An 18,698-nucleotide genomic window follows, 5' to 3' on the forward strand; every position below is an offset into this window, starting at 1 on the left:
GATTTTTCAGGGAATAATCTGTTTTTTATAATCAGGATAACTATAAATACCAGTTACTAAAAGATAATGGTTTTTATATTCTCCAATAATACGAGATAATCCTATTCTAAGATAAAGAAGGCTTTTATTGAGTAAATATTCAACATGAAAGTTTAATTTTTCTGGATTTAAATTTCTATCAAGATGAGTATTGAAATATTTATGAAAAGCACAATCAGTAATTGGTAAATCGTATTCTTCTCCTGATAAATCAGAAAATAATATTCTATGCTGTTTTTTCCATTTAATGAATTTAATTCTATTAACTTTTTTAGCTTTTATAGTACCTATAGAACGGTTCCCATGGTTTTTAAGAATATATTGATTCTTAATGATCTTTGTTCCAAATATACTACTTATATCAGGATCTATTATTGATTCAATGAAATTCCTACTTTCTTTTTCGTTTAGACTACCCTTTAAAACTGGTTTAGAGCAAGGATTCAATAAATAATCTTCAGTATGTGGAGAAATTGGATAAGGTCTTATTAAATCAAATTCAATCTTTGCAAAAGGTTTAACTACTCTATTACCTTCAATATCAAAAAGATAACGTTCATGAACATTTTTATAAGGAATTATAGGCCTTATATGGTTTAATTCACTATCAAAACCAAATATACAAACTTTATCACCTTTCATACGGCTTACATCAGTTATTGTTAATATTACTCCATCATTAGGAAAAAATCTATTACCAATATTGTTATTGGAATATTTTTCATAATTTTTATTTTCTATGATTTCAGAAGAGTTTTTCAAAGATGCACCACCTTTATGCCCCAATTATGTTTTAGATAATCAGCCAAAATGCCTCTATGACAATCTTCTGCTGAAGGTTCACTGCAAAGGAAGCAGGTTCTCTTTTTAAAAAAGTTTTTATCCAGTTTCTCTAACACTTTTCTTTTTTCTAAGAGCTCTAAATATTCTTTAGAATAAGCATCCCAATCTTTTACTTTTTTTCTTAATTCTTTAGTTGGAGCTAGAAATTCAAAATGATAATAGTCAATACCAGCAATTTTTTTTAAAAAAAATTCCAAATCACGTTTTTTAGTAAATGCAGCTAATTGGGAAGTATTATTAAGCCTAACATCCACTATCTGCTCTATTTTATTGTCTTCAAGTATTTTGAAGAATTCTTCTGCAGTTTTCCGAGTAAATCCAATTGTATAAATTATCATATTCTATCAAAATAGGGTTATTTGGATATCTTTATCTATTTTACCCTTTTTTCTTATATGAATTACTTTTAAACCTTTTTTAATTAGAGTTTGAGTTATTAGATTATGTCTATGGCAGCTTTTAGGATCTTCTTCGCTACACATAAGAACTAAGTTTTTATCTTTATTTAATTCAATTATTTTGTCTATCCCTTCTTTATAATGGTTACTTTCGGCAATTAAATCATAATTCGCTTTTCCATCCGTATAATACTTCTCATCTTTGGGTTTTCCACCTACATAATTTCCCATGAAGGTATAATCAATATTATTTTCTTTTAGTGTTTTTTTGATATTATCACGATTAAAATGAGGAACAAACTTACTATAGGGCGAACTACGCACATCTACAACTAATTGGATTTCAAATGATTTCAGTAACTCAATAAATGATTCTTGAGTAATATTGCTATGGCCTATAGTGTATATCATGTTATCATTAATTTTATTGCTTCATTTAATAATAATATTAATTACTATTAAATAATATGGCCTAAATTACCTTTTTAATACTTTTAGACATTCAGATATGAAAAGTAACTTTTATTTTTAGGAAATAAAGATAATAATTGGTGGAAAAAATGGAGAATAACTCATTAAAAGACAGGTTCCGCGGCTGCCTAATCGGACTTGCAGTAGGCGATGCATTAGGTGTTCCCATAGAATTTATGCCTTCCGGAACATTTGAACCCGTAACCGATTTTAGAAGTGGAGGACCTCACGGTTTAAAAGCCGGAGAATGGAGCGATGACACATCGCTGGCCCTTTGCCTTGCTGAGAGTTTAATCGAGAAAAAGGGATTTAATCCATCTGATCAACTCCAAAGATACTGGCGCTGGTACCGCGAAGGACATTTAAGCATCACTGGAAGATGTTTTGACATCGGAAACACCACCAGAAAAGCTATACACAAATTTGAAACTACTGGTGAGCCTTATTGTGGTTCAACAGACGAACGTTCATGTGGTAATGGTTCATTAATGCGTTTAGCTCCAATCCCAATGTTTTATCATCAGGATCCCCTGGAAGCAATAGAAAAATCAGGTGAAAGCTCTAAAACAACTCATGGACATCCGAAAGTGGTTGATGCCTGCAAATATATGGGCGGAATAATTTGTGGGGCAATTAATGGAGTTTCAAAAGAAGAACTGCTTTCTGAAAGATATTCACCAGTTGATGGTTACTTTGATGAAAATCCATTAGATCCAGAAGTTGATGAAGTGGTCTCAGGCTCATTTAAAGAAAGAAACCCTCCAGAAATTCGAGGGAGAGGATATGTGGTTAAAAGTTTAGAAGCGGCTCTCTGGGCATTTTATAAAGGTAAAGATTTTGAAGATGGCTGCTTGCTGGCAGTTAATTTAGGTGAAGATGCTGATACAACAGGGGCTATCTATGGCCAGATTGCTGGGGCTTATTATGGTGAGAGTGGAATTCCAGGGAAATGGCGAGATAATCTGGCGGAATTTGGTTTGATTGATTCTTTTGTTGAGGGATTGTATGATGTTAGTAAAAATTCATTATAAAATAAAGATTTGAGAAAAATAAATTAACTATCATTTATTTTGTGATAATTCTTCAGCAAAAGAAAAAGCTTTCCCTGATTTAATAGCTTCTTTGGAAAGTAGTTGACTAAATAATTCTATAATCTTCTTTTTATCATCTTTAAGCGCATCTATTTCACAAATTTTTTGGCGATTGCTAATATAGTTTGATTTTTCATAAGTTAAATAGAAAAATTGCCAAATTTTACCATTTGTAAGCAACCCAAGGTTTACATTTTTTGAATCGCAATAGTCTATGAGCTGATTTTCATTTTCTTTTGTTAAATCTCTATTAAAATTCTTAACTTCAATAAATAATTTGTTAGAGTTACCGTAGTTTAAAACATAATCAACTCTTTTTGGACCAATATTATATTCTGGATTTAAATCACATAAATCATCAATATTCCAACCCAAATATCTTAATATAGGGCGAATAATTGTCTGTTCAGTAGATGCTTCATTTAAAGGAATCTTGCAACAGGTTTGATCGTCAATATTGTTAGATTTTTCAGCGCATGATTGAACGAATTCTATTATATGTTCTATATCCATATAATCACGTATCTTTTTGTTTTTAGTATCATATTGTTTAGTATTAGGCTTAATTAGTTCTGGATTTTTCTCTAAAATAAAATTCATCATTTTAATCCACGTATCTGCAGGCATTTCATAAATAAAATTAGGGAATCTGGTGATCCATCCATCTAAAACAGAATACTCTTTCATTTCCTTTAAGGGAATAGGGACTGGTAATTTAAATTTTTTGTAAATAATCATTTGATATTTTTCTTTTTCAAAATCTCCATATTCATAAGGTGATGATTCTTTAACTGTAAAAAAATGAGAAATATGAGTACAGGGACTAGCATAAATAGCCACAATGTCTCCTTTTTTAGCATATTTATCAATATAAAAATTAATTTCATCTTTTTCATCTATTTTTAAATAGTTTACATTATCTTTTAAAGATAATAGCCATCTTTTCAATTAATCATTCCACCTTAAAATGATTTAAATTAATAAACTTATTTATATATAAGTTTTTTTATTTAATTCTAATAGAAAACAATGAATTATATAAATAAACCACTATAATATGATATAAAATAAGAGTATACCCTCTTTACAAATTAATAGCCTTATGTTTAATTAATATTAATAATTAGATAAAATATGCATGGTGAACATTATGAGGGAAGAAATAACTCATTCAAAGACAATTGTTGAACAAATTCTTAATGAAATGATGTTAAAACTTGAAAATCATGAAGATTTCGACCCGGATACATTAATTGAAATTAAAAAACTCATTAAAGAAGGTAAATTTAATAATATTAACCCTATTTTGGAAGTTTTATCAAGGTGTGAGGAATGAGACTTCTAGAACTTGAAATCAATAACCTTCGGGGAATTCCATATATAAAATTAACACCTAATGGTCAAAACTTCCTTGTTTTTGGATCAAATGGCTCTGGAAAAAGTACTATTGTAGATGCACTCGATTTTTTATTAACTGGCCAAATTTCAAGAATGACTGGTAGAGGTACCAAGGATATAAGACTAAAAGATCACGGTCCTCATATTGATTTCACCCCTGCAGATGTATCTGTTAAGGGATTATTTGAAATAGATGGTCTCTCATATCCAGTGGAAATCAAACGTTCTTTGGATAAGCCTAGAACTATATTCTGTGATCCTGAAGTTATATCTAAGATTAAACCTATTTTAGAGATGGCGGATAGAGGTCAACATGTTTTAACTCGAAGAGAAATTCTTAATTATGTAGCTTCAGATGCTCATGCGCGTTCAGATCAGATTCAAAAGCTTCTTAAGATAAATGAAGTAGAAAAAATAAGGAAATATTTATTGAGGGTTAAAACTCAACTTAAAAATAAATTAGAATCTGCTGAAGGCTCTAAAAAAACTGCTGAAGCAAATATTAATGCTACAATTGGAATTACAAGCTTTAATGAGGAAAAAGTGCTTGAAATGATTAATGAAAATCGTAATATTTTAGGTGGAGAACCTATTTTTGAAATTAATTCATTTCTTTTAAAAAAAGATATTAAAGCAGTTATTAGCTCTTCTTACTCCGTAAATGTGGATATTTTAGAGTCAGATGTTCAAAATATCTGTCAAATACTTTCAAAAGAAAATAAAGGAAATATTTCAAAAACAGATGAGAAATTAAGAAGTCTATTAGCTCAAATTTATGATGATCCCAGGCTTAAAAAAGTAACTGACCTTAAAAGACTAACAGAATTAGGTTTAGTACTAATTGACGAAAAAGGTAATTGTCCATTGTGTGGAACTGATTGGAACCCTGGAGAGTTAAAAGAAAATCTAGAAAATCAGTTAGACAGCTTAAAAGAAGCATCTAAAATACTTGATGAAATTTCACGATTATCATCTTCACTTAATAATGAAATAAGTACATTAATGTCTAATATTAATGAAATTTTGGATTCTTTAGAAACTTTAAAAATAAAGGATAAATATATGATACTTGAATCCTGGATAAAAGATTTAAAAGAACTTTCAATTATTTTGGAGAACGTATTGGAAAATTATCATAATAATCATTTAAGTGAAAATCAGGTCCAGAATTTATTTGCACCTGAAAATATTCGCTCTATTTTTGATGAAATACTTTCAAGTGTTAAATTAAAAGTTCCAGAAGCTACTCCAAAACAAACAGCTTGGGAAATGTTAATTCGACTTGAAGAAAACCTTAAAGTATATGAAGAAGCTCAAATTGAAGTTGAAAAAGCTTATAATTCCTATAAAAAAGCTGAGACTTTGGTTAATTCGTATGTTGAATCAATGGAATCAGTTTTAGGTCAATTATACAATGGAATTAAAGATCGATTTGAAGAACTATATATTGGAATGCATGAAGAAGATGAAAACAATTTTAGAGCTGAAATTATCCCCCAAAGAGCAGGATTAGATTTTAGAGTTGATTTCCATGGTAGGGGTGTTCATCCACCTAATGCACTGCACAGCGAGGGCCATCAGGATACTATGGGAATTTGTCTTTATCTGGCGCTTGCTGAAAGCATAACAGAAGGTCTGATTGACTTAATTATTTTAGATGATGTGATGATGTCAGTGGATAATGGGCATCGAAGAAAAATATGCAAATTATTGGCCAATTCGTTTAAAGGAAGGCAGTTTTTCATTACAACGCATGACAAGACCTGGGCCCGTCAGCTTAGATCAGAAGGTGTTGTAACTAATAAAGGCATGATTGAGCTTTTCAACTGGACATTGGAATCTGGGCCGGCTGTGGGCACTGATTTTGATATTTGGGATAAGATTGAAGATGATTTAATGCGCAATGATGTATCTGCTGCAGCTGCAAAACTAAGGCGCGGGTCTGAGGAGTTTTTCCGGTTGGTCTGTGATTCGCTGCAAGCGCCTGTAAAATTTAAGGAAAGCGGGCAGTATGAACTTGGAGACTTGCTTCCCGCAGCGCTTGGTTCTTATAATAAATTGTTAAAAAAGGCTAAAACAGCTTCAAGGTCATGGGAAAATTTTGATGAGCTTTCAAGGTTAGAAGAGATTGAGAATAACTCTAAAGAAGTTTTTAACCGCAGGAATGGAGAGCAATGGGCTATTAATGCAAATGTGCACTATAATGAATGGGCTGACTTTGATTTGAAGGATTTTGAACCTGTTGTTGAGGCTTTTCAGGATTTATTCCGTGTTTTTCAATGTGAGAACTGTGAAGGGATGATTCATGTTTCTATGCGAGAAAATACTCCTGAAGCTGTTAGGTGTAATTGTGGAAGTTTTAATTGGAATTTGATAAGAAAAAGATGATTAGTTAATTATCAATAAAAAGTTAAATGTAAATAAAAAACATTAACACTTATATATTATGCATCTGAAATTATTTTAAGTAAACAATGTAAATTACAATTTAGATTTTTAAAAAAATGTGAAACAATATGTTTATGCTCATATTATTCATATTTACTTTATGAATATTTCTATTAAAGCTAAACAGGAAATAATATTATTAGAGAAAATAATTCTTAATATAAAAAGATATTATACTTGAAAAAAATGTTTGTTTGCACTAAATAAGGGGATTTAATTAGATTTCACTAATTACATCGATCATTAGGGGGGGATATAAAAATGGAAAATATCAATGATTTATTAGACGAAAACCGGAAAAATTGGTTTAAACTTCTAACAATTGTTGGAAATAATCGTTTAAAAGAAAAAAAAATTATAAATTATCTTAAAAAGGAGGATTGGCAAGTTTACGATGTAGAAGAGAAAATATTTGAATTATCTGATAAAATTCCTCCTGAAAAAATAAAATTAAGAATTGGTTCAGAGATAAAAAGATGGGTAAAAAGTTTGGGTGATAAATCAATTTTCATAAATACATCTATCTTATATTCGGAAGAGCTAGGAAAAGTTGGACCATATGGTCAGTTTAAATACCATATGAGAGGTAATAAAGAGGGAATAATATTCATTCAAGCAAGATTAAGAGGAAATTTAGCCATATACTCCACTCCAGATAGATTAGATTATAATGAAACCGAATTAGAAGAAGTAGTCTATGCTGATTTAGATAAAATAGCAATTCCCGGGGATAATAATGACTCAAATTAAAGATTTAATACAATTTGGTGAGATAAAAGATGTTATAGATATTGATAGCGACATTGATACTTATGATGGTCAAAAAACAATTGTTTCTGATTATATTGTTTCAAAACGTCTAAAAGAGAGTGTCAGAAAAATCATTTCCAATATTTCAAAACCAAAGAGTAAATCTGTACTGGTTATTGGAGGTTATGGTTCCGGTAAGTCTCACCTTTTAGCCTGGATTGTTTCTTTACTTGAAAATGGAGATCTAGCAGAATATATCTCAGATGATGAATTAAAAACAGAATTTAAAGAAGAGTTAAATCGAAAATTTGCTGTAGTACAGTTCGAATTACAACCCAGCTCGGCGTCATTAAGCGAATTCTTTTTTGATAGAGTAGAACAACAACTTGAAGAAAAATATGGGATTAAAATACCCCAATATATTTCTACGGGTCCCGAAGATTTCAAAAAAGATTTAAATGAAATCATCAGTATAATCAAAGAAAAAGATCCGAAAATGGGTTTTGTAGTGATAATTGACGAAATATCTGATTTTTTAAAGCAAAAAACTAAAGAAGAAATCACCAGAGATTTACAATTCTTACGTATTTTAGGACAGGTATCCATAAGCAACGATTTCCGTTTCATTGGTTCCATGCAGGAACATGTATTCTCTAATCCAAAATATGTGGAACAAGCAGAGGATTTTGGTAGGGTTTCCGAGAGATTTGTTCAAATTACCATATCTAAAGAGGATATTAAGGAAGTAATTTCCAAGCGGATTCTTAAAAAAAGTAATGAGCAAAAATTAGAATTAGAATCATTATTATCTGATTATAAAGAGAAATTTCCACCTATAAATGCTAATCCAGATGCATTTATTGATATTTTCCCCATACATCCATATGTAATTAAAATATTTGACGAATTGCCCTATTTTGAAAAAAGAGGAGTTATTCAGTTTAGTATGGAGAAAGTATCCCAGATTTTATATGAAGAATTTCCTAAATTCATTACTTATGACGCTGTTTTTGATGAAATCAACTCCAAACATACCATTAGAAATTTAGATAACATTATTTCTATTGTTGATGCTGTGGAAACATTAGATACTAAAATAGATACATTACCTGAACGTGACCAGGAAGATGCTCTTAGATTAGTCAAGGCGCTAGGAATTTTGGCTATTTATGGTAAAACTAAATTAAATGGTGCTACTCCGGAAGAACTTGCTAATACCTTGTTAATATTGTCTGAAGGAATGGATAGTAAAGATAAAATCGCTGTCTTATTAAATAGGGTTCGTACTGCCGCTAATGGCCAATATATAGTAAAAGATAAAGATTATTATTATCTAGATGTGGCTGGTGTGGATTATGAAGCGATTATCGAGAGGAAAATAGCTGGTGGAATCCAAAAAGGTATGGAAGATGAAGAATTCTTAAAATTAATTAAATACAGTGATTTAATTAATTCAGATAGAGAAGAATCTTATATAAGAACTTTCATAGATTCTTGTACCTGGTCCGATAGGAAATCTTTCAGACTAGGATCATTTATTTACGATGATAATTCTGAAAATGTCATAAACGGTGAATATGATTTTAATTTAGTGGTTTTATCCCCTTACAAAAATCAATCAAAATTATCCAGCTCAAGAAACACTGGAATATTATCTATTGGAATAAATGATGAATTAAATTATATTCTAAAAAGATTGGCTGCCATTAGATTACTTATCAGTGAAAATTTTGAAAAAACAGTGATGCAAAAACTATTCAGTGAATCTGAAAAGGAAGCTAAAAAACTCATTTTAAAGATGTTTTTAGAAGCCAATATTGAAATTGCAGGGGAAAAGAAAAAAATCAAATCAGTTATTCCTAAAGAACCTGATAACTTCAATGAATTCTTCCATGATTTAAAGGAAAAATTGTTCAATGATTATTTCACTGAAAAATATCCGAAATATCCTAAATTCTTAAATCAACTTTCTCATAATAATATAAAAGGCGAAGTTGAGGATACTATTACTTCTTTAACCCAAAAAGGAGAATCCGCATTATTTTCCAATACAAAAAATATGCTGGTAGCTTTAGGTTTACTAAATATTGATGGATACATCGATACCAGCACTTCTATTTACTCTACACGTATAACTGAAAAACTTCAGGAAAATAAAGGGAAAAATGTTAGTGTGGAAGAACTAGTGGAAAGATTATCCATCTCTCCCTTTGGATTAGATAAAGAACTAATTCAATTAATATTAGTGGTTTTAACCTATAATGGAGAGATAAATCTCCGTAAAAAAGGTGGAGGGACCATTACTTCCTCTGATTTAGCTGTGATCTTTAAATCTGGTCTGCGCACATTTGAGAATATTCCCTATGCCATTATCGATGATGGTCCTGATATTGAAAAGTTATCTAAATTATTCAGGGCCATAGATTTGAATCCAGGTTTGATTCGGGATAAAAAAGAGATTTCTAAAGCTTTACAAGAATTTAGAACAAAAGTACTGGAAATAAAAGAAGATATTGAAGGTATAAATAGTGCTTTTTCTGAGATTTCGCTAAAAACAGACCCCTTAATTAATTTATCTGAATTAGAACAGAAGATTGGTCTAATTGATGAATTTCCCTTAGAACAATTATATTCTGTAAAAACAGCTAATGATTTCAAGAAAATTGAAGATTTAGGGGATGAAGCGGACAATATTAAAGGAACAATTGATCTAATCCAAAATATTAGAGGATTAATCTTAGATTATAATGAATTCATCTATAAAGATTATTCATATGTAGAGAATTCTTTAAAATGGATGGAGGATTACCCAAAAATTTTCTCTGAATCAGATCGGACTATTCTAAAGGATTTAGAAAAAGAGATTTCACCACTCATAGAAATTAATGCTCTTTTAAAATCTGAAAATCGGAGAATGCTTAAGGGGAAGTTACAACAATATAAACTTAGATATGGAACTATTTACTTCTCAAAACACGAAAAAACAATTGGTCAGGATATTAAATGGCAAAAACTTGAGGATATTAATCAAAATCCAGAAATGAAACGATTAAGAAATATGAAAACCATTACTGGAATTAATGCTCTGAGATTAAATAAAATGGATGAAGAAATCATATCTCTATCTCACTCTAAGTGTAACCAACTTAAAGAAGAACAGTTGCATGATACGAATTATTATTGTCCATGGTGTAAGTTCCCCCTAAATCTAAAAGGAATTGACAATATCAACCAGGAAATTGATATTTTAGAAGATTCTATTGATGAAATTTCTAAGGAATGGACCACCACCATATTGGATGATATTGAAGCCTACAGAGATAATATAGGACTACTCTCTAACGAAGAACAGGATATAATCACTGAAATAAAGGATAAACAGGAATTACCTGACGAAATCAATCAAGAGGTTATTAGTGCATTAAATAACTTGTTTAAACAGATAGAACCAGTTAAAATTAATCCAAATAGTTTTATTGAATTTATATTCTCAGATTCGGCCTCTTTAGATTATGATTCTTTCACTGAAAAACTGGATCAATATAAAAAAGAGGTCCTGGGCAATAAAGACAAACGAAATATCAGGATACTATGGGAGGAGGAATAAAAATGGATAAAAAATCTGTTAAACCATTAGAAGAACTACTGGATTCAGTTAGAGATATTGATGGTTTTCCCATAGGGGAAGATGAAGATATTCTAGCCCTTTCTGACCCTCCATTTTATACTGCTTGTCCTAATCCCTATATTGAAGAGTTTATTGAAGAATACGGAACTCATTATGATCCAGAGAATGATGATTATAAAAGGAAACCATTTATTGCGAATGTGAGTGAAGGAAAAAACTCTTCCATTTATAATGCTTTTTCATACCATACTAAAGTACCACATAAAGCAATTATCCCCTTCATTGAACATTACACCGAACCTGGCGATATTGTTTTTGATGGGTTTTGTGGTAGTGGAATGACTGGAGTCGCTGCCCAAATGAGTAATAGAAAAGCGATTTTATCAGATATTTCTACTGTCGCCAGTTTCATTGCATATAATTATAATAATCCGGTTCATCCTAAAGAATTTGAAAAAAAAGCTAATGAGATTATAAAAGCCGTAGAAAAGGAATGTGGCTGGATGTATGAAACATATCATAGAGGCTTTGATTCTAAATCAAATGGTATTTTTTCTGATGATAAAAGTTATCAAAAAGGTGTAATTAACTATACAGTTTGGAGTGATGTTTTAATTTGTCCTTATTGTAATGCAGAATACGTTTTTTGGGATGCTGCAGTAATTAAAGAAACTAAAAAAGTTAAAAGTGATTATTTATGTCCTGAATGTGACGCAAAAATCACTAAAAAGAGTTCAAAAAGGGCGTTCGAAGAGTTCTTTGATAATTCATTAAGGAAAAAAATTTCTCAAGCAAAACAAGTTCCTGTGTTAATAAACTATAAATTAGGTAAGAAAAAATTTGAGAAAGTACCTGATAAACATGACTTAAATATATTAAAAAAGATTAACGAAATGGAAATTCCGTTTTGGTATCCTACTAATGAGCTTCCTAATGGTTTCAACACAGAACAGCCTAAAAGATCTCATGGAATAACTAACATACATCATTTTTATACAAAAAGAAATCTGTGGGTTTTAAGTAGCATTTGGGAAAAAATTAAAGATACTAATTTAAAAATAATGCTCTTAATTTTACTCGTAAACAATTCAAGAATGTCAAGATACGGATCAAGGACTGGAAATGTATCTGGAACTTTATATGTCCCATCAATGATGAAAGAATTAAATGTATTAGAATACTTAAAAAGGAAACTAAAAGGACAAAGAGGAATTTTAAATCCATTAAAATCATTAAATAAATGTTTAACGGAAAATAGTTCAATATCAATTAATTCTATTACAATGTTAAAATTGAAAGATAATTCTGTTGATTATATTTTCACTGATCCTCCATTTGGTTCAAATTTGATGTATTCTGAACTAAATTTAATAACTGAATCTTGGTTAAAAGTGTTTACAAACAACAATAAAGAAGCAATTATCAATAAAACACAAAATAAAGCTTTAAATGAATATACAGAGTTAATGACACAAAGTTTTAAAGAAATGTATCGAATTCTTAAACCTAAGCGTTGGATAACAATAGTTTTTCATAATTCAAAGGCTTCTGTGTGGAATTCTATACAAGAAAGTGTTAATCGAGCTGGTTTCATTATAGAGCAAGTCACAACTCTTGATAAACAACAAGGTAGTTTCAAACAAGTCACTTCGGCGGGTGCTGTGAAAAATGATTTGATTATTAATGCATATAAACCTAAAGAGGAATTTTCTAGGCGTTTTATAGCAAATGCTGGTGAAAATATGGAAATTGATTTCATCACCGAAATACTTGAACATTTACCCATCAGACCAAATATAGGTCGAACTGAACAAATGTTATATTCAAAAACCCTTGCACATTACGTAGAAAATGGATTCAAAATCAGATTTAACTCTACAAATTTCCATCAACTTCTTAGTGATAATTTAACTGAATTAGATGGCTATTGGTTCACAGATAGTCAAGTTAAAGAATATAATGAATGGAAAAGTGGCCTAAGCTTAGATCAGTTAAAAGAAGTCTTAGACGGTCAGCAAGTATTAGTAGTAACTGATGAAAAATCTGCTCTGACATGGATTTATAATTTCTTGAATAAACCAAAGGATTTCAGTGAAATATTATCTGCATTCAATCCTATTTCTCAAAAATCTGATGATGTAATCCCGGAACTCCGGGAAATCCTAGATAATAACTTCATCATTGAAAATGGAAAATACCGACGTCCACTGAATCAACAGGAAAAAGAGGAAATCAATAAAAACAGAGAAAAAGAACTGGACCGAGCATTTGAAAAACTCCTCAACCAGGCTAAAACACAGAAAGGAAAAATCAAAAACATACGAAGAGAAGCCTTGGTCCATGGATTCACCAAATGCTACCAGGAAGGTCGTTACCAAGACATACTAACCATTGCCGACAAATTATACGCCAGCACCCTGGAATCCAGTGGAGAAATTATGGATTTCATAGACATCGCCCGTATAAAAACATCCGGAGAAGAGTAAGTTTCAGGAGTTTTTATCATGGAAATCGGGGACAAAATACTAAGTGATTTGTACTTAGAATATGGTGAGGGGACCATAATCTCTAAAAGAGAAATATTCTCAGAAGAATATTTCAAAATCTTTTTTGAAGATGTCTGCAAAACAGTTGAGATTAAAGGGGATGATATTAAACCAATTGAAACTCCTTTAAACCTTTTATCAAACTCTAGATTCTCTCCAACCCTTGATTTTAAATTGAATTATTTAGCCCATTCACTTAAGGCTATAGCCTCGGAAGAGAAAGCTCTTTCACCAGTTAACTTTAAAATAAAACCTCTGCCTCACCAATTACTGGCCCTTAATTTTGTAATTGATCAATTTAGACCTCGCTGTCTTTTAGCCGATGAAGTAGGGTTAGGTAAGACTATTGAAGCAGCTCTGGTAATGGAAGAACTAAAACTGCGAAATATTGTAAAAAGAGTGCTTATTGTAGCTCCTGCTGGTTTAACTCAGCAATGGAAAGATGAATTACAACTTAAATTCTCAGAAGATTTCTCAATTTTTGATGGGAATAGTTTTAAATCATTTAAACAACTTTATGGTTTGGAAACTAATGTCTGGACCAAATTTGATAATGTTATAACTTCTATTGATTTTTTAAAGCCTCGGAAGAGTCATTCAGATCTATCCGAACGTGAGAAGAATCGGCGAGACGAACACAATAAGTTTGTATTTGAGGATTGTGTGAATGCTGGCTGGGATATGGTGATAATAGATGAGGCTCATAAATTAGCAAAAGCTGATGGAACAGAAGAAACAGCCCGTTATAAATTGGGTAAAGCATTATCCGATTCTGTGCCTATATTTTTGATTTTAACAGCAACTCCTCATCAGGGCAAACCGGATGTTTTCAAGAATCTCTTGAGATTAGTGGATCCCTACACTTTTAATCGCATAGAAGATTTGAAACCTAAAAATGTGAAAAAAATAACAGTTAAAAATCGTAAACGAGCCAGTATTGATTTTAATGGAGATAAATTATTTAAAGAAAGAATAACGACTTTGAGAAAGATTAAATGGGAAATGGGAGTAGATGATCCTGAAAAAGAACTATATCAAGAAGTTGTTAATTATGTTTCAGAATATTATGATCATGCTAGACAAGAAAATAATAATATTCTAATCTTTCTATTAATGCTTTATCAGCGTATTGTTTCCAGTAGTTCTAAAGCAGTTTTAAAATCTTTAGAAAGAAGATTAGCTACCATTAAAACCTTAACAAAGCAAGCTAAAATGGTTATGGAATACTCTCTTGATGATTTCTTTGATGTTCCCGGTGAACAACAATTATATGATTTAGAAAAGATTGTTCCCATCCTCAATAATCCTCATTTAGTTAAAAAGGAAATAAGTATCATTACAAGATGTATCGAACTGGCTAAAAATGCAGTTATTGGAAGAAATGATGCCAAAATGCGGGAACTTATAAAAATAATTGATGAACTTAAAAGAACTGAAAATGATAAGGATTTAAAGATTTTAATTTTCACAGAGTTTATTGAAACTCAAAAATATATCATTGAATCTTTGGAAAGAATTGGATATAAAACAGCTTACATTAATGGTAAATTAAGTCTTCAGGAAAAGATAGAACAGAAAACCAAATTCAAAGAATCTGCGCAAATAATGGTGTCAACAGATGCCGGTGGAGAAGGTATCAACCTGCAATTTTGTCATGTAGTGGTTAATTATGACCTACCGTGGAATCCCATGAAGATAGAACAGAGAATTGGTAGGGTAGATCGTATAGGCCAGGATAAAGACGTTATTGTGGTTAATTTTGTCCTTTCAGACACTATTGAAGAATATGTCAGGGATACCATTGAAGGAAAACTGGAGATAGTTAAAAAACAGTTTGGTGAGGATAAACTTCATGACATATTAACTACCTTAGATGAAGAATTTAGCTTCGATAAGTTGTATATTGATTACATTGTCAAAAATAAGGTTAATGATGAAGAACTTCAAGAAATATCTGATTTAATGTTCCAGAAAGCCACTGATGTTCTGGAAAAAGACGATATTCTAATTCCCTTCTCTGATGATGAAAACTTAAAGTCATTTGATGTAGAAGATATTAGACGAATCTCTACAAAAATACAGAGATTCACAGATTTATTCTTAGAAAAAAGAGGACTGGAATTAAAAGAATACCAGAATAAAGAGGGAGTATTCTATTTTAAAAATGATTTTAAAACAGACGTATTTCCTAAACACTTTTCTAAAGTCATTTTTGAACAGAATAAAGCTTTAGATGAAGAGGATGCTGATCTTTTATCCTTTAAACATCCTTATTTAAATGAATCACTTCTTGCAGCTAAAAATATGGGGAAAACATCATCCTTTAGCATAGAAGATAGCAATTTTGAAGGTACTCAAGGTTACTTATTCAATTTCCTATTCACTATCTCCAATAATTTTAATATAGATGAACAGCATGTCCTGACAGTATTCATTGATGATAATTTGAGATTTAATAGGAGAATATCTGATTATTTAAGTGACATGAGTGATTTAAATCTTTTAGATACAGAAAATACCGTACATACTGATATATCTGATTATTATTCTAAAGCAGAAAAGCAGGCAAATGAATTAGCAGAAAATATATTCTGGGAATTTGAACAAAACATTAAATCTAAAATTGAAGAAGATTTGGAAAAAATAAGACAATATTACAGGCAAAAAGAACATGCCATCCAAGAAATTAAGATTGATAACATTCGCCAGGGCCGGATGAAAGAATTGAAAAAAGAAAGATCTGAACGTATGCTTGAACTAAAAAAAGAATCCGAGTTATTCCCTGAAATTGAATGCTTCCAAGCAGCAAGAGTACTTTTTAAATAAGAGTGTTTTAGAGGGTTCAAATGCAAATGTGGTATGAAAAGATAATCACCTTAATCGAGGATCTAAATGTAGATGTTCTATTTGTAATCGATCCCACCCATCTAATAGATTATCAGGATATTAAAAATAAAATTAGTGAAAAATACTATATTTGTACTTTTGAAAATGAAATTAGGCTTAGAAGAATCCTTAGAGAAAATTTCACTAATCTCATGATTGTTTTTAATGATAAAGAAGCATTACCCTATGATCTTCTCTCAAATCATGCACAAATCAAAATTGGGCCTTCAGATATTTTTCCATATCTAAATGAAGAGATAGTTTCTTCTATTTCCTTTAATGATTATCAGAAAATTTATAGACATTATTTAAAGAAAAAAGACGATTTCTTTGAACAGCTATCCAAAAAAGATACAGAAACATTTTTAAAGAATATGGCATTAACTGAAGATGATTCCAAATATAAAGCATATGAATTAACAGAACAACTTAAAAAACAATCATTTAATATCAATTCTTCGAATTGGGGCAAGATCGCGAATATATATGGAGAAATCATGTATTTAGTTCATAAAAATAACCTTTCCCTAGAAATAGACGATTTGATTAATAAAATCCAATCAGAATTTATTAAATTTATCCTAAATGATTATGAGGATCTTACTTTTGATACAAAGTCTCATTTAAACTCCAATCTATTAAATATCATCAAAATAGATGAAAAAATTGCTCTTATATGCTTTGATTGTATGGGATTTGAGGAATGGCAGGTAATTTATGAATATTTAAAAGAAAATACTAATTTAGAGTTTGATGTTAAATATTCTTTTTCTATTCTTCCTAGTGAAACAGGATATTCCAGAGGAGCTTTATTTTCGGGATTAGTGCCCTTAGAAATACCTGAAAAGAAATCTAATCTTAGAATTGAAGAAGAATTGTTTAAAGAAGCTTTAAGTAATCATAATATTGATGAAAATGATGTTTACTTCAATAGATTCTCAAAACCAGACGAAGTACCTGAAGATTATGCTTTTGAAGATTATGAAGCCTTAGGAATTATTTTTTCATTTGTAGATGAGATAGTGCACAATAAATTAATGGATAAAAATTTACTCATTAATAGTATGGAAACTTTATTAAGAAATAGCAAACTCGACATGTTCCTTGATTCATTAGTCCAAAAAGGATTTAAAGTTTATTTATGCTCTGACCATGGGAATATTTTTTCACAGGGAAATGGAATAAATGTTCCTAAAAAGTTAGTTAATGAAAAAGCTCTCCGATATTTAATATCAGAACATAAAAATATCTTAAAAGAATACAAAGATGAAAATTCAATTATAATTCAGTTTAAAAAAATAATGGGTGAAGAATATATCCTTTTAATGACTGGAAACTCCATGTTAGGCCGAGAAAAAAATTCTAGACTTACACATGGGGGAATATCCATAGAAGAAGTTGTTTTACCATTTATTGAGGTGAAATCCAATGAAAGGATTTGATAGGCCACTTAAACCAGAGTGGATTTATAATGTTATCCAGGAAATTGAAATTGGGGATAAAATTTCAGACCATAAAGAAGATCTCCATAATTTAATCTGGGAATTAGAAGGAAAAGACGGTAAAAGAAAAGTTATAACTGTTTTAAGTCGCTATTATTTAAAAACTCATGATAATTCTAAAGGAAAAGTTGTAGAAGATGTTCCAATTATTCACATAGCTAAAAAATATCCTTTGGAATCCATTGAACCTCTATTGTTATATCAACTTCTTTTCCGATCTCCTATGTTAAGAACTTTAACTAAAATGATTAAAGACATCTATGGACATGATAATCCAATAAATTACACTTTTTTGCGAAAAAAAGTAATAGAGAAGTTTGGTGAAAAAGATATCTCAGCTAGATCCATTAGAAATTTGATTAGTACATTAGTTAGCTTTGGATTATTAGAAAAAAAGGGAAAAGAATATATTTGGACCAGAAAAACTACATTAGATGAATTAAATTTTTGTTTATTCTTAAAATTATATTCTGAAGAATTCAAAAAGTCTCCTCAAATTAATTTAGACGATTTGGAGGATTATTTATTTTTATATTATGATTTACCTGATGTAAATACAATTGCTAAAAAATATAATTCGGTATTATGGGAATACAGTATTAGATTAGGTCAAAAAGTGGTTACGTTTCATGATCAATTTTTTTGGGATTCAGAAACATTAATTAAAGTTTTTAAGAAAATATGAATATTAAAGGGGT

At 30.3% G+C, this 18,698-nt stretch carries 13 protein-coding genes; 9 read left to right on the plus strand and 4 right to left on the minus strand.

Features of this window, described 5'->3' with window-relative positions:
* Window positions 1-6: 6 nt before the first annotated feature.
* The 3 genes from QMD61_00555 to QMD61_00565 are packed head-to-tail and all read right to left on the minus strand — an operon-like array spanning window position 7 to window position 1,691.
* Complete coding sequence (locus QMD61_00555) at window positions 7-801, minus strand: hypothetical protein (GenBank protein MDI6723114.1); 795 nt, start codon at window positions 799-801, stop codon at window positions 7-9.
* Window positions 798-1,220, minus strand: a complete 423-nt coding sequence (locus QMD61_00560; protein MDI6723115.1) for a DUF488 domain-containing protein — start codon at window positions 1,218-1,220, stop codon at window positions 798-800. The genes QMD61_00555 and QMD61_00560 overlap by 4 nt, the downstream gene beginning before the upstream one ends.
* Before the next feature lie 6 nt (window positions 1,221-1,226).
* Entirely contained in the window at window positions 1,227-1,691 is a 465-nt protein-coding gene (locus QMD61_00565) for a DUF488 domain-containing protein (protein MDI6723116.1), read from the minus strand.
* 149 nt (window positions 1,692-1,840) lie between these two features.
* Between QMD61_00565 and QMD61_00570 the strand changes: the two genes are divergently transcribed.
* Window positions 1,841-2,782 carry an ADP-ribosylglycohydrolase family protein gene (locus tag QMD61_00570; GenBank protein ID MDI6723117.1) on the plus strand — a complete coding sequence of 314 codons (942 nt, stop codon included), beginning with the start codon at window positions 1,841-1,843 and terminating at the stop codon, window positions 2,780-2,782.
* 30 nt (window positions 2,783-2,812) lie between these two features.
* On the opposite strand, the gene QMD61_00575 is transcribed toward QMD61_00570, so the two are convergent.
* On the minus strand, window positions 2,813-3,790 hold the full coding sequence (locus QMD61_00575) for a type I restriction enzyme HsdR N-terminal domain-containing protein (protein MDI6723118.1): 978 nt from the start codon (window positions 3,788-3,790) through the stop codon (window positions 2,813-2,815).
* 202 nt (window positions 3,791-3,992) lie between these two features.
* On the opposite strand from QMD61_00575, the gene QMD61_00580 reads away from it, so the two are divergent.
* From QMD61_00580 to QMD61_00615, 8 genes are all read left to right on the plus strand, one after another.
* Window positions 3,993-4,178, plus strand: coding sequence for a hypothetical protein (locus tag QMD61_00580; protein MDI6723119.1), 186 nt, complete (start codon window positions 3,993-3,995; stop codon window positions 4,176-4,178).
* Window positions 4,175-6,628, plus strand: coding sequence for an AAA family ATPase (locus QMD61_00585; protein ID MDI6723120.1), 2,454 nt, complete (start codon window positions 4,175-4,177; stop codon window positions 6,626-6,628). The genes QMD61_00580 and QMD61_00585 overlap by 4 nt, the downstream gene beginning before the upstream one ends.
* 321 nt (window positions 6,629-6,949) lie before the next feature.
* Window positions 6,950-7,438, plus strand: a complete 489-nt coding sequence (gene brxF / locus QMD61_00590; protein ID MDI6723121.1) for a BREX-3 system P-loop-containing protein BrxF — start codon at window positions 6,950-6,952, stop codon at window positions 7,436-7,438.
* The gene (locus QMD61_00595) at window positions 7,425-11,045 is read left to right on the plus strand and encodes a DUF6079 family protein (GenBank protein ID MDI6723122.1); all 3,621 of its coding nucleotides are present in this window, start codon (window positions 7,425-7,427) and stop codon (window positions 11,043-11,045) included. Before brxF ends, QMD61_00595 begins: the two co-directional genes overlap by 14 nt.
* 2 nt (window positions 11,046-11,047) lie before the next feature.
* Complete coding sequence (locus QMD61_00600; protein MDI6723123.1) at window positions 11,048-13,552, plus strand: DNA methyltransferase; 2,505 nt, start codon at window positions 11,048-11,050, stop codon at window positions 13,550-13,552.
* Between the two features lie 18 nt (window positions 13,553-13,570).
* Window positions 13,571-16,438 carry a helicase-related protein gene (locus QMD61_00605; GenBank protein MDI6723124.1) on the plus strand — a complete coding sequence of 956 codons (2,868 nt, stop codon included), beginning with the start codon at window positions 13,571-13,573 and terminating at the stop codon, window positions 16,436-16,438.
* Between the two features lie 20 nt (window positions 16,439-16,458).
* Window positions 16,459-17,940, plus strand: coding sequence for a PglZ domain-containing protein (locus QMD61_00610; protein MDI6723125.1), 1,482 nt, complete (start codon window positions 16,459-16,461; stop codon window positions 17,938-17,940).
* Entirely contained in the window at window positions 17,927-18,685 is a 759-nt protein-coding gene (locus QMD61_00615) for a hypothetical protein (GenBank protein ID MDI6723126.1), read from the plus strand. Before QMD61_00610 ends, QMD61_00615 begins: the two co-directional genes overlap by 14 nt.
* Window positions 18,686-18,698: the final 13 nt, after the last annotated feature.

Source organism: Methanobacterium sp., assembly GCA_030017655.1.
Taxonomy (GTDB): domain Archaea; phylum Methanobacteriota; class Methanobacteria; order Methanobacteriales; family Methanobacteriaceae; genus Methanobacterium_D.

What these genes read in the sequence shown, in the direction of transcription:
- QMD61_00560 (MDI6723115.1), bottom strand. Translation starts at nt 1,220, where the DNA reads ATGATAATTTATACAATTGGATTTACTCGGAAAACTGCAGAAGAATTC.
- QMD61_00565 (MDI6723116.1), bottom strand. Translation starts at nt 1,691, where the DNA reads ATGATATACACTATAGGCCATAGCAATATTACTCAAGAATCATTTATT.
- QMD61_00570 (MDI6723117.1), top strand. Translation starts at nt 1,841, where the DNA reads ATGGAGAATAACTCATTAAAAGACAGGTTCCGCGGCTGCCTAATCGGA.
- QMD61_00580 (MDI6723119.1), top strand. Translation starts at nt 3,993, where the DNA reads ATGAGGGAAGAAATAACTCATTCAAAGACAATTGTTGAACAAATTCTT.
- QMD61_00585 (MDI6723120.1), top strand. Translation starts at nt 4,175, where the DNA reads ATGAGACTTCTAGAACTTGAAATCAATAACCTTCGGGGAATTCCATAT.
- brxF (MDI6723121.1), top strand. Translation starts at nt 6,950, where the DNA reads ATGGAAAATATCAATGATTTATTAGACGAAAACCGGAAAAATTGGTTT.
- QMD61_00595 (MDI6723122.1), top strand. Translation starts at nt 7,425, where the DNA reads ATGACTCAAATTAAAGATTTAATACAATTTGGTGAGATAAAAGATGTT.
- QMD61_00600 (MDI6723123.1), top strand. Translation starts at nt 11,048, where the DNA reads ATGGATAAAAAATCTGTTAAACCATTAGAAGAACTACTGGATTCAGTT.
- QMD61_00605 (MDI6723124.1), top strand. Translation starts at nt 13,571, where the DNA reads ATGGAAATCGGGGACAAAATACTAAGTGATTTGTACTTAGAATATGGT.
- QMD61_00610 (MDI6723125.1), top strand. Translation starts at nt 16,459, where the DNA reads ATGCAAATGTGGTATGAAAAGATAATCACCTTAATCGAGGATCTAAAT.
- QMD61_00615 (MDI6723126.1), top strand. Translation starts at nt 17,927, where the DNA reads ATGAAAGGATTTGATAGGCCACTTAAACCAGAGTGGATTTATAATGTT.